The organism is Trinickia caryophylli (assembly GCF_034424545.1).
GTDB lineage: Bacteria > Pseudomonadota > Gammaproteobacteria > Burkholderiales > Burkholderiaceae > Trinickia > Trinickia caryophylli.
Genome location: NZ_CP139970.1, coordinates 134,633 through 147,040 on the forward strand (window position 1 = coordinate 134,633; position 12,408 = coordinate 147,040).

Annotated in this window: 8 protein-coding genes; 5 read left to right on the forward strand and 3 right to left on the reverse strand. The window is 66.8% G+C overall.

The features are described 5' to 3' along the window. Window positions 1-37: 37 nt before the first annotated feature. Window positions 38-2,143 (reverse strand): 3-hydroxyacyl-CoA dehydrogenase NAD-binding domain-containing protein, encoded by a 2,106-nt coding sequence (locus U0034_RS00620; RefSeq protein WP_085230468.1) that lies wholly within the window; start codon window positions 2,141-2,143, stop codon window positions 38-40. Between the two features lie 107 nt (window positions 2,144-2,250). After that, window positions 2,251-3,906 (reverse strand): 3-(methylthio)propionyl-CoA ligase, encoded by a 1,656-nt coding sequence (locus U0034_RS00625; protein ID WP_085230470.1) that lies wholly within the window; start codon window positions 3,904-3,906, stop codon window positions 2,251-2,253. A 116-nt stretch (window positions 3,907-4,022) separates the two neighbouring features. Here U0034_RS00625 and U0034_RS00630 point away from each other — a divergent pair, with 116 nt between their 5' ends. The 5 genes from U0034_RS00630 to U0034_RS00650 all read left to right on the forward strand — a co-directional run bounded on the left by U0034_RS00630 (window position 4,023) and on the right by U0034_RS00650 (window position 8,054). Further along, window positions 4,023-5,579 carry a protein adenylyltransferase SelO gene (locus tag U0034_RS00630; RefSeq protein ID WP_085230471.1) on the forward strand — a complete coding sequence of 519 codons (1,557 nt, stop codon included), beginning with the start codon at window positions 4,023-4,025 and terminating at the stop codon, window positions 5,577-5,579. Between the two features lie 135 nt (window positions 5,580-5,714). After that, complete coding sequence (msrB, locus tag U0034_RS00635; protein ID WP_233212076.1) at window positions 5,715-6,164, forward strand: peptide-methionine (R)-S-oxide reductase MsrB; 450 nt, start codon at window positions 5,715-5,717, stop codon at window positions 6,162-6,164. Between the two features lie 155 nt (window positions 6,165-6,319). Next, entirely contained in the window at window positions 6,320-6,850 is a 531-nt protein-coding gene (locus U0034_RS00640) for a septation protein A (RefSeq protein ID WP_085230473.1), read from the forward strand. A 3-nt stretch (window positions 6,851-6,853) separates the two neighbouring features. Beyond that, window positions 6,854-7,192, forward strand: a complete 339-nt coding sequence (locus tag U0034_RS00645) for a BolA family protein (RefSeq protein WP_085230474.1) — start codon at window positions 6,854-6,856, stop codon at window positions 7,190-7,192. Window positions 7,193-7,274: 82 nt separating this feature from the next. Further along, window positions 7,275-8,054 (forward strand): peptidylprolyl isomerase, encoded by a 780-nt coding sequence (locus U0034_RS00650; protein WP_085230476.1) that lies wholly within the window; start codon window positions 7,275-7,277, stop codon window positions 8,052-8,054. 165 nt (window positions 8,055-8,219) lie between these two features. Here U0034_RS00650 and purL read toward each other — a convergent pair whose 3' ends face one another. Further along, complete coding sequence (gene purL / locus U0034_RS00655; RefSeq protein WP_085230478.1) at window positions 8,220-12,302, reverse strand: phosphoribosylformylglycinamidine synthase; 4,083 nt, start codon at window positions 12,300-12,302, stop codon at window positions 8,220-8,222. Window positions 12,303-12,408 lie beyond the last annotated feature (106 nt).

Here is a 12,408-nt window from a genome sequence, read left to right on the forward strand (position 1 = left end):
CCCCGAGCAAAGTCCGTTGCAAAGCGGTTAAAGGCGGTCACGCGCCGAAGCGCCCGCCGTCGCGGGCCGTCTCGGCCAGCAGCGGCGCGATGACGAACGCCTCGCCATTGGGCTGCGACGCGTACCGTTCGATGGCCGCCGCGACGTTGGCGAGCCCGACCGTCTGCGCATAAAACATCGGTCCGCCGCGCCATGCCGGAAAGCCATAGCCGTTCAGATACACCGCGTCGATATCGGAGGCTTTGGCTGCGATGCCGTCGGCGAGGATCCGGGCGCCCTCGTTCACGAGCGCATAAACGAGCCGCCCGACGATTTCCTCGTCGCCGATCGCGCGCGGTTTGCTGCCGATAGCCTCACGGTGCGCGGCGATGATGGCCTCGATAGCCGGCGACGCGTGCGGCTCGCGCTCGCCCGGGCGATAGTCGTACCAGCCGGCGCCCGTCTTCTGCCCGAACCGGCCGGCTTCGCAAACGCGATCCGCGATGCGCGGATACGGCAGTCCGGGCGCCTCTCGATATCGCCGCTTGCGGATCGCCCAACTGATGTCGTTGCCGGCGAGGTCGCTCATGCGAAACGGCCCCATCGCAAAGCCGAAATGCTCGATGGCGGCATCGATCTGCGCCGGCGAAGCGCCTTCCTCCACGAGGTAAAGCGCCTGCTTCAGATACGGCTCCACCATGCGGTTGCCGATGAACCCGTCGCAGACGCCGGAAACCACAGCGGTCTTGCCGATCGCGCGCGCCACGCGCATCACCGTCGCCAGCACGTCCTTCGCCGTCTGCGCGCCGCGCACGACCTCCAGCAGCTTCATGACGTTGGCTGGACTGAAGAAATGCATGCCGAGCACGTCGCCGGGCCGCTTCGTGACGGCCGCGATACGATCGACGTCGAGTGTCGACGTGTTCGTCGCCAGGATGGCGCCGGGCTTGGCGATCGAATCGATGCGCGCGAAGACCTCGGTCTTTACGTCCATTTCCTCGAAGACCGCCTCGATCACGAGGTCCGCATCGGCGAGCGCATCGTACGACAGCGTCGGCGCGATGCGTGCGAACCTCGCGTCCCGCGTGGCCTCGTCGAGCCTGCCCTTGCGCACACTCGCGTCGTAATTGCGCCGGATATCCGCGAGGCTGCGCTGCAGCGGCGCTTCGGCGATGTCGACGAGCGTGACGGGCACGCCCGCGTCGGCGAAGCACATGGCGATGCCGGTGCCCATCGTGCCCGCCCCCACGATGCCCACGCGGCGAATCTCGCGCACGGGTGTGGACGCCGGCACGTCGGCAATCTTCGTCGCAGCCCGTTCGGAGAAAAACGCATGCCGCAACGCTCGGCTCTCAGGTGTTTGCGACAGCGCCTCGAAACACGACCGCTCGAAAGCGAGCCCCGCTTCGAAGCCCGCCACGATGCCGCGCTCGATCGCATCGATGCATTTGGCAGGCGCCGGCAGCGGCGGCGCAGCCTTGGCAAGCCGTTCGCGTGCCGCCGCAAGTACCTGAGGCACGTGCTCCGCATCGATCGGCCGGTCGCGCAACAGTGCGCCGCGCCCGCTGGCCTGCGGGCCCCCGGCCCGGGCTGCGAACTGTGCTGCGAACCGGAGCGCGGCCTCGCGTAGCTGGGCGTCGTCGACTATTTCGTCGAACAGCGCGGTTTCCGCCAACGCCTGTGCCTTTACCGCATTGCCCGAGACGATGAGATCGATCGCGCGCGCGACGCCAACCCCGCGAGGCAGCCTTTGCGTGCCGCCGGCACCGGGCAAAAGGCCGAGCTTCACTTCGGGCAAGGCGATGCGCGCGCCTCGGCCGGCGATGCGATACCGCGCGCCCATTGCCAGCTCCAGCCCGCCGCCCATCGCGAGACCGCCGAGCGCGGCCACCACCGGCTTTGCGCTTGCTTCGAGCGCGGCAATGACGGCCGGCAAGTCGGGCGAGGCGGTCGCCGCCGGCGTGCCGAATTCGGCAATGTCGGCGCCTCCCGAGAAAACCTCCCCTTTACCGGTCAGCACGATGGCGACCGCCGCCGGATCGGCCAACGCCCGCTCGAGCGCCGCGGCGATGCCTGCGCGCAGCGCCGCACCGAGCGCGTTGACAGGCGGATGGTCGAGCGCGATGAACGCAACCCCGTTGCGAAGCGTGTACTCCACTGGCATCGATGGCCTCCGCTGGCGGGCGCTTTTTCGCCCAATTCAGGTAGGATACAGGCGGCCCGGCCGCCTCGCCGCGGCGAGCGCATCGTTCGGGCGAGGCGGCGCGAATGCTACGCGAGCGACGCGTCCTGCGCGCCGGGAAGCGCATGATGGCGGAACATCTCGCGCAGCTTCATCTTCGAGAGCTTGCCCGTGGCCGTATGGGGAAGCTCGGGGACGAAGACGACGTCGTCGGGTACCCACCATTTCGCGACCTTGCCTTCGTAGAAGGCCAGCAACGCCTCGCGCGTGAGTGCGCTGCCGGTCGGCCGCCGGACGACTACGAGCAGCGGCCGCTCGCCCCATTTCGGGTGCAGGCATGCGATGCAGGCGGCCTCCGCCACGTCCGGATGGGCGATGGCCACGTTCTCGACGTCGCTCGAGCTGATCCACTCGCCCCCCGACTTGATCACGTCCTTGCTGCGATCGGTAATGTGCAGGAAGCCTTCTTCGTCGATCGTGGCCACGTCGCCGGTCGGAAACCAGCCGTCGACGAGCGGGGACTCGTCGCTCCCGAAGTAGCGCTCGATGACCCACGGGCCGCGCACGTAGAGATCCCCAAATGCCGCGCCGTCGCGCGGCAACTCGCGCCCATCGGGGCCGACGACCTTCATGTCGACGCCGAAGATGACCGTGCCCTGCTTCTCGAGCAGTCGCCGCTGCGCGTCCCGCGGTCTTTGCGACTGCTCCCAGTTCAGACGCGCGAGTGTGCCGAGCGGCGACATTTCAGTCATGCCCCATGCGTGGATGACGCGTACGCCGTACTCGTCCTCGAAGGTGCGCAGCATGGCGGGCGGACAGGACGATCCGCCGATGACGGTGCGCTCGAGCGACGAGAACCGCCCGCCGGCGTTGCGTACGTGAGCAAGCAGCCCCATCCAGACGGTGGGAACGCCCGCCGAGAACGTTACGCGCTCGGTCTCCATCAGTTCGTGGAGCGACTTGCCGTCGAGATCCTTGCCGGGCAGCACGAGCTTGGCGCCCGTGAGCGGCGCCGCATGCGGAATGCCCCAGGCGTTGACGTGGAACATCGGCACGACGGGCAACACGGAATCGCGCGCGCTCAGGCCCATCGCATCGGGCAGCGACGCGCCGTAGGCATGCAGCACGACCGAACGGTGCGAATAGAGTGCGCCCTTGGGGTGCCCCGTCGTGCCCGACGTATAGCAGAGATAAGACGCCTGCCGCTCGTCGAACTCCGGCCACTCGAACTCGCCCGATTCCGCGCCGACGAGCGATTCGTAGCACAGGACGGGCACACCGGGCAGCGCGGGCATGTGCGTCTCGTCGGCGAGAGCGATCCAGCCTTTGACGCGCGGGCAGCGCGGCGCGAGCGCGGCAACGAGCGGCGCGAACGTGACGTCGAAGAGTACGTAGCGGTCGTCCGCGTGGTTGACGATGTAGCCGATCTGCTCGGGAAAGAGCCGCGGGTTGATCGTATGGCAGACGGCCCCCAGACCGGGAATGCCGTAGTAGGCCTCCAGATGGCGGTAGCCGTTCCAGGCGAGCGTGGCGATACGCTCGCCTGGCGCCACGCCGAGCCGCATCAGCGCCTGGGCGAGCTGCCGGGCGCGTTTTTCGCAATCGCGGTAGGTATAGCGGTGGATGTCCCCTTCGACGCGCCGCGAGACGATCTCGGTGCCAGCCGCGTAGCGAGCGGCATGGCGGATCAGCATCGAGACATTCAACGGCACATCCATCATTCGGCCCTGCAACGGCATCGTCATGGCAGTTGTCTCCCAGGTGTCGCGCGCCGGTGCCCCGCCACGGCGAGCCCGCGGCGGTGGCCGACGCGTCGCCGGACGGCGCCTTACAATATCGGCTAACCGTGAGGCAACTCAACATGTCGTTTTCCCCAAGCATTGCCGAAGCATCGGCGCCGCTTGCCGCGCTGGGCCAGGCGCTGCGTGCCGAGCGCGACGGCTCGTTCGCCGGGCTCGGCAGCGCGTTTCACACGCGCTTGCCGGCCGCTGCCTTGCCGGCGCCGTACCTCGTCGGCTTTTCGTCCGATGCCGCCAGGCTCCTCGGGCTCGCCCCCGCGCTTGCCGAGGACCCGGCCTTCGCCGAATTCTTCAGCGGCAACGGCACGCGCGACTGGCCCGCTTCCGCCCTGCCGTACGCGTCCGTCTACTCCGGCCATCAATTCGGCGTCTGGGCCGGCCAACTGGGCGACGGCCGTGCTCTTTCGCTCGGCGAACTCGCGCATGAGGGCGAGCGCTACGAACTGCAGTTGAAGGGCAGCGGCCGCACGCCCTACTCGCGTATGGGCGATGGCCGCGCGGTGCTGCGCTCGTCGATCAGAGAGTTCCTCTGTTCGGAGGCGATGCACCATCTCGGTATTCCGACCACGCGCGCGCTGTGCGTGATCGGCTCCGACCAGCCCGTGCGCCGCGAGGAGATCGAAACGGCCGCCGTGGTGACGCGGGTCGCGCCGAGCTTTGTGCGCTTCGGTCACTTCGAGCACTTCTACGCGGCCGATCGCGCCGACGCGCTGCGCGCGCTTGCCGACCATGTGATCGAACGTTTCTATCCGGCCTGCCGCGGCGCGGAAGACCCGTACCTCATGCTGCTCGCCGAAGTGGTGACGCGCACGGCCGATCTGATGGCGCAATGGCAGGCCGTGGGGTTCTGCCACGGTGTCATGAATACCGACAACATGTCGATTCTCGGTCTCACGATCGATTACGGACCGTTCGGTTTTCTCGACGGCTTCGATGCGAACCACGTCTGCAACCACTCGGATACGCAGGGCCGCTACGCCTATCGCATGCAGCCGCAAATCGGCTATTGGAACTGCTTTTGCCTCGCTCAGGCGCTGCTGCCGCTGATCGGCGCCGGCCGCGACGAGCACGTGCGCGCCGAACGCGCGGTTGCCGACGCGCAGCAGGCCCTCGAGGGCTTCAAGGCCCGTTTCGCGCCGGCCTTCGAGCGCCGCATGCGCGACAAGCTCGGCTTGGCGCTCGACGAGCCCGGCGACGACAAGCTCGTCGACCGGCTGCTGGAGCTGATGCATGCGAGCCGAGCCGACTTCACGATTACGTTTCGCACCCTCGCGCGTCTCTCGAAGCACGACGCGGGCGGCGATGCGCCGGCTCGCGACATGTTCCTCGATCGTGACGCGTTCGATCGCTGGGCTGCCGACTACCGCGCGCGTCTCGCGCGCGAGACGCGCGACGACGAAACGCGCCGGGCCGCGATGAACCGCGTCAATCCGAAGTATGTGCTGCGCAATCACCTGGCGGAAACGGCGATCCGGCGCGCGACCGATAAGGACTTTTCGGAGGTGGAGCGGCTAGCGGCGATATTGCGGCGCCCGTTCGACGAGCAGCCCGAGTTCGAGGCTTACGCGGCCCCGCCGCCCGAATGGGCGAGCGAGCTTTCGGTGAGCTGTTCGTCCTGAGCGCGCAGAGCCCCAGACGCCACTGCATCCGTCAGGCCCTGCGCAACGTATCTATCGACGAGCGGCGCACGATCCGCGCCGCGCCCAACCCGGCGCCCGCTTCGCGGGGCGCCCCTCTGATGGAGAGACATCGATATGAACCCTCGCACCGATCCCCATGCTCCAGCATCCATCGGCGAAACGGGCGATCAAGGCTATCCGGTACGCAAGTCCGACGACGAATGGCGCACCGAGCTCAGTGACGTCGAGTACGAGGTCACGCGGCACGCGGCGACCGAGCGGCCGTTTTCCGGACGCTATTGGGACCACTGGGACCGCGGCATCTATGAGTGCGTCTGCTGCGGCACGCCGCTTTTCGAATCGTCGACCAAATTCGACGCGGGTTGCGGCTGGCCCAGCTATTTCAAGCCGATCAACGGCGAAGTGATCGAGGAGCGCACCGACCGCTCGCACGACATGCTGCGCATCGAGGTGCGCTGCAAGCAATGCGGTGCCCATCTCGGCCATGTTTTCGAAGACGGGCCGGCGCCTACGGGCTTGCGCTACTGCATCAATTCGGCTGCGCTACAATTCGAGGCCAAGTAGCGCCACCCCGCCGGGCCGCGACTGCCATGCGCGCTCGCGTCGCTTGCGGGCGTGGCGCGCGTGCCGGCTTTGACGCCGACGGCCGCCCGCGAGGGCGGCCGGTGCCCGGTGGCTGGCGCCCATTTTGTCGCATTACCCCGACGCCCCGGCCTTTCATGAAATTTCTGTTCGACCTGTTTCCGCTCATACTTTTCTTTGCCTCGTTCAAAATCTGGGGCATTTTTGCGGCCACCGCCGTTGCGATCGCGGCAACGCTCGTGCAGGTCGCATGGGTCGCCTTTCGCCATCGCAAGGTCGATACGCTGCTTTGGGTGAACCTTGCCGTGATCGTGCTGTTCGGCGGCGCCACGCTCGTGCTGCACGACCAGAAGTTCATTCAATGGAAGTTCACGGCCGTCTATTGGCTGTTTGCGGCCGGATTGCTCGGCGCCCGCTACGGGTTCCGCAAGAACTTCATCCGCACGATGATGGGCGAGCAGCTGACATTGCCCGATGCCGTATGGGACAAGCTCAACGCGGCATGGGCGGGGTTCTTCTTTACGCTGGGCGTCGTCAATCTCTGGGTCATCGCCAACTTCACCGCCGAGCAATGGTTCAATTTCAAGCTCTACGGAACGATCGGGGCGATGATCGTATTCATTGTCGCGCAAAGCCTCTGGCTCGCGAAATATATGAAGGAGGACTGAACGATGACGAACCTCCCCGCGACCGAGTTCGCTCACGCCGATCCGGCCCGGCGCATCGCGCTCATCGAATCCCGGCTGCGAGACGCGCTCGCAGCCTCGGCAGTGTCCGTGCGCGACGATAGCGCGCAGCATGCAGGCCATGCCGGCGCGGCCGCCGGCGGGCATTACACCGTCACCCTCGTCTCGTCCGCGTTCGGCGGCAAGGCCCGCGTGGCGCGCCACCGGCTGGTGTATGATGCGCTGGCCGATCTGATGCAGCGCGGCATTCATGCGCTCGCGATCATCGCCTACACGCCCGAGGAGTTCGCCCGACTGCACGATGGCGGCGCTTCGGCGCCTTGAGAGCCCCGCCGTCGCAGCCGCGTTCGCACTCCTCCGCATGCCTACTTCGAACCTTTCCAGCAAGGACCGTTAGGAACTTTCGATGACCTATAAGAAAACCCGTCTTTGGGTGCTGCTGGCCGCGTTCGCGGCAGCCCCCGCCTTCGCCCAGAACATCGCCGTCGTCAACGGCTCGCCGATTCCCAAGTCCCGCGCGGACGCGCTCATCGCCCAGCTCGCCCAGCAAGGCCAGCCCGATTCGCCGCAACTGCAGCAAGCCGTGCGCGACGAACTCGTCAACCGCGAGATTCTGATGCAGGAAGCCCTGCGCGAAGGCATCGCGAACCGGCCCGAGGTCAAGGCGCAAGTAGCCGTGGCGCAACAGACGGTCGTGCTGCGGGCGTTCATCGAGAACTACGTGAAGAGCCATGCGCCGAGCGACGCCGAGGTGAAGGGCCGCTATGACGAACTCGTCAAGCAAGCCGCCGGCCAGGAACTGCATCTGCACCACATCCTCGTGGAGGATGAAAAGACCGCAAAGGACCTCATCGCCAAGATCAAGGGCGGTGCCAGCTTCGAAGACCTCGCCAAGCAGTACTCGAAAGACCCGGGTTCGGCGAAGAACGGCGGCGACCTCGAATGGTCGAATCCCAAGGCCTATGTTCCTCCGTTCGCCGAGGCCTCGGAGCATCTCAAGAAAGGCGAGATCACCGATACGCCCGTGCATACGCAGTTCGGCTGGCACATCATCCGCCTCGACGATACCCGCCCGATCGCACCGCCGCCGTTCGAGCAGGTCAAGCCGCAAATCAGCCAACAGATCGAGCAGGAACGGCTGCAGGCCTTCGAGCAGCAGTTGCGCGCCCGCGCGAAGATTCAGTGACGAGCGGCGAGCGCTGTTTCGGCTCGGCCCCGCTCTCGTCGATCAGAACGAACAAAGCCGCCCTCGGGCGGCTTTGTTCTTTGTCGTTCGACCTGCGGCGCGCTCCATACGCATGAATGCCCGCGCCCGCGAGCCGGGGATACAGCCCGGCCCGCGCGGGCGACGTCAGCCGAGCCAGCGACGTGCGTTGCGGAACACGCGCATCCACGGGCTCGCTTCACCCCACCCTTCGGGATGCCAGCTCATCTGCACGGTGCGATGCACGCGCTCCATGTGCGGCATCAGTACCGTGAAACGGCCGTCGGGCGTCGTCACCGACGTGATCCCCTGCGGCGAGCCGTTGGGATTGAACGGGTAGCGCTCGGTCGCCTCGCCCCGGTGGTCGATGTAGCGCATCGCCACAGCGGCACGGGCGGCATCGCCTTGTTGGGAAAAATCGGCGAAGCCCTCGCCGTGAGCCACGGCCACCGGAATCCGCGAGCCTTCCATACCGGCGAAAAAGAGCGACGGCGAAGACTCCACGCGCACGAGCGCGAAACGCGCCTCGAACTGCTCGGACTTGTTGCGCGTGAACTTCGGCCATGCCTCGGCGCCCGGAATCATCGAAGCCAGGCTGCTCATCATCTGACAGCCGTTGCAGATGCCGAGTGCAAACGTATCGGGCCGAGCAAAGAACGCCGAGAACATCTCGGCCAGCATCGGATTGAAGCGGATCGTCTTGGCCCAGCCTTCGCCCGCACCCAGCACGTCACCGTACGAAAAGCCGCCGCACGCCACCGCGCCCGAGAAATCGGCCAGCGTGGCACGCCCCGCGAGCAGATCGCTCATGTGCACGTCATAGGCGTCAAAGCCCGCGCGATCGAACGCGTACGCGGTCTCGAGATGCGAGTTTACGCCCTGCTCGCGCAGAATCGCCACGCGCGGGCGCGCCCCCTTGCCGATGAACGGCATAGCCACATCTTCGGCCGGATCGAAGGCGAGATGCGGCACCATGCCCGGATCGCTGGCGTCGAGCAGTGCATCGTATTCGGCATCCGCACAGGCGGGGTTGTCGCGCAACCGCGCAATGCGCCAGCTCACCTCGCTCCAGGCGCGCTGCAAGTCGACGCGCGGCGCATCGTAGATCTTTTTCGCGTCACGATAGACCTCGATCGCGTCCCGCTCGTTCGGTTTGCCGATCACATGCGAGCAGGCCCCGAGGCCCTGCTCGCGCAACTTCGCGAGTACGGTGTCGCGCTCGTTCGCGCGAACCTGCACGACCGCGCCGAGTTCCTCGGCAAAGAGCGCCCGCAGCGTGCGATCTTCGCGGCGCCCGCTCGTCTGCTTCGCCCAGTCCTTCGCGTCGCCGTAATCGAATTCGTGCGAGGCGTCGAGCGTCAGCATGTCGATATTGAGCGACACCCCCGTATGCCCCGCGAATGCCATTTCACAGACGGTCGCCCACAGGCCGCCGTCCGAGCGATCGTGATACGCCAGCAGCAAACCGCCGGCATTGAGCGACTGAACCGCGGTGAAGAAGCGCTTGAGGTCTTCCGGGTCGTCCACGTCAGGCACCGCGTCGCCGACTTGCTGCGTCACCTGCGCCAGAATGCTGCCGCCGAGCCGCAGCTTGCCGCGCCCAAGATCGATCGCGATCAGCACCGTCTCGCCGACTTCGCTCGCGCGCCGCAACTGCGGCGTCAGATGCCCGCGGACGTCTTCCACGGGCGCGAACGCCGAGATGATGAGGGAAACCGGCGCGGCAACTTCCTTTGCCACGCCGCGCTCGTCCCATTTCGTTTTCATCGACAGCGAATCCTTGCCGACCGGAATGCTGATCCCGAGGGCCGGACACAGCTCCATGCCGATCGCCTTCACCGTGTCGAAAAGGGCCGCGTCCTCGCCGGGGCTGCCGCATGCCGCCATCCAGTTCGCAGAGAGCTTGAGCTTGTCGAGCGACGCGATGGGCGCCGCCGCGATGTTCGTAATCGCCTCGCCGACCGCCATACGACCCGAAGCCGGCGCATCGATGACGGCGAGCGGCGTGCGTTCGGCCATCGTCATCGCCTCGCCGCGAAAGCCCGCATAGTCGATCGTCGTGATCGCGCAGTCGGCCACCGGCACCTGCCACGGTCCAACCATCTGGTCGCGCACGCTCGTTCCGCCCACCGAGCGGTCGCCGATCGTGATGAGGAACGACTTGCTCGCAACCGTCGGGTGCTTGAGTACCGAGACGGCCAGTTCGGCCAGCGAAAGCCCCGTGACGTCTACGTCCGCGCGCACGGCCTTCACGCGCTCGACGTCGCGGTGCATGCGCGGCGGCTTGCCGAGCAGGACGTCCATCGGCATGTCGACCGGGTAAATCGCGGCGCCCTCGGCCTGGGCGTCGATGAGCTGCAACTGGCGCTCCTCGGTGGCCACGCCGACCACGGCGACCGGGCACCGCTCGCGCGCGCAGATCGCTTCGAACGCCGGCAGATCGGCCGGCGCAATCGCGAGTACGTAGCGCTCCTGCGCTTCGTTCGACCAGATCTCGCGCGGAGACAGCCCGCTTTCCTCGAGCGGCACCTGGCGCAGCTCGAAGCGTGCACCCTTGCCCGCGCCGTCCACGAGTTCCGGGAACGCGTTCGACAGCCCGCCCGCACCCACGTCGTGAATGCTCAGAATCGGGTTTTTCTCCCCGAGCTGCCAGCAGGCGTTGATGACTTCCTGCGCGCGCCGCTCGATTTCAGGATTGCCGCGCTGCACGGAATCGAAGTCGAGTTCGGCCGTATTCGCGCCCGTGGCCATCGAACTCGCGGCGCCGCCGCCCATGCCGATGCGCATGCCGGGGCCGCCGATCTGAATCAGCAGCGAGCCGGCCGGCAGTGTCTCCTTGTGCGTGTGCCCGTCCGAAATGTTGCCGATGCCGCCCGCGATCATGATCGGCTTGTGGTAACCGCGAACCTGGCCGCCGACATTCTGTTCGTAGACGCGGAAATAGCCGCCGAGATTGGGCCGGCCGAACTCGTTGTTGAAGGCGGCGCCGCCGAGCGGGCCGTCGATCATGATCTGCAGCGGTGCGGCGATGCGCTCCGGCCGCCCGTAGGGCCCGACGGTGTCGGCCGGATTGCGCTCCGCCAGCGGCGCGGCCGCGTCGCGCGCGTTCTCCCACGGCTCGATCGCGTCGGGAAGCATCAGGTTCGACACGGTAAAGCCCGTCAGACCGGCCTTCGGCCGCGCGCCGCGGCCGGTGGCGCCTTCGTCGCGAATCTCGCCGCCCGCGCCCGTGGCCGCGCCCGCGAACGGGGAAATGGCCGTTGGGTGGTTATGCGTTTCCACCTTCATGAGCGTGTGGGTCTGCTCGACATGGCGCCCATAACGCTCGCTTTCGCCGCTCTCGCCCGAGCCGTCCGCACCGGTGCGGCGCGGGAACCAGCGTTCGGCCTCGCCCCCCGCCATGATCGCGGAGTTGTCCGAATAGGCGACGATCGTGCCGTGCGGATTGAGTTTCTCCGTGTTCTTGATCATCTGGAAGAGCGACATGTCCTGCGGCTCGCCGTCGATCGTCCACTGCGCGTTGAAAATCTTGTGCCGGCAGTGTTCGCTGTTCGCCTGCGCGAACATCATCAGCTCGACGTCGCTCGGATTGCGCCCCAGCTTGCGGAACGCATCGACGAGATAGTCGATTTCGTCCTCGGCCAGCGCAAGGCCCAACTCGGCGTTGGCCCGCTCGAGCGCCCCGCGACCGGCGCCGAGAACGTCGACGGTCGCGAGCGGCTTGGCCGGCAACTCGTCGAACAGATGCAGTGCGTCGTCACGCGAGCCGAGCACGCTTTCGGTCATCCTGTCATGCAGCGCGGCCGCGATCGCGGCGCGTGCCTCGTCCGACACCGTTTTTTTCCCGCCTACCCCGAAAAGCCCCGCCTTGAGCACGATCGTGTACTCGATACCGCGCTCGATGCGGCGTACGTGCGTGAGCCCGCAGTGATGCGCGATATCGGTGGCCTTGCTCGCCCAGGGCGAGACGGTACCGAAGCGAGGCACGACGAGGAACGTCTCCGTGGCGCCGCGCGCCTCGCCCGCCGCGAACGGCGTGCCGTAATGAACGAGCGCCTCGATGCGCTCGCGGTCCGCTTCGCTGAGCGGCGTCAACGCGTTCACGAAGTGCAGATACTGCCCGCGCACGCCGACGATGTTCGGGTCGATCCGCGAGAGCGTTTCGAGCAGGCGGGTTTGACGGAAGTCGGACAGTGCCGAGGCACCGGGAAAACACGAGAAGTGAGCCATGAAAGGACGTGGGCGTCGATGAGCCGACCGATGCGCATTCGACCGCTCGCGCATGCGGAACGACATGAGGCGTAAGGAAGACCGCGATTATACCCCGAAGTCGCCT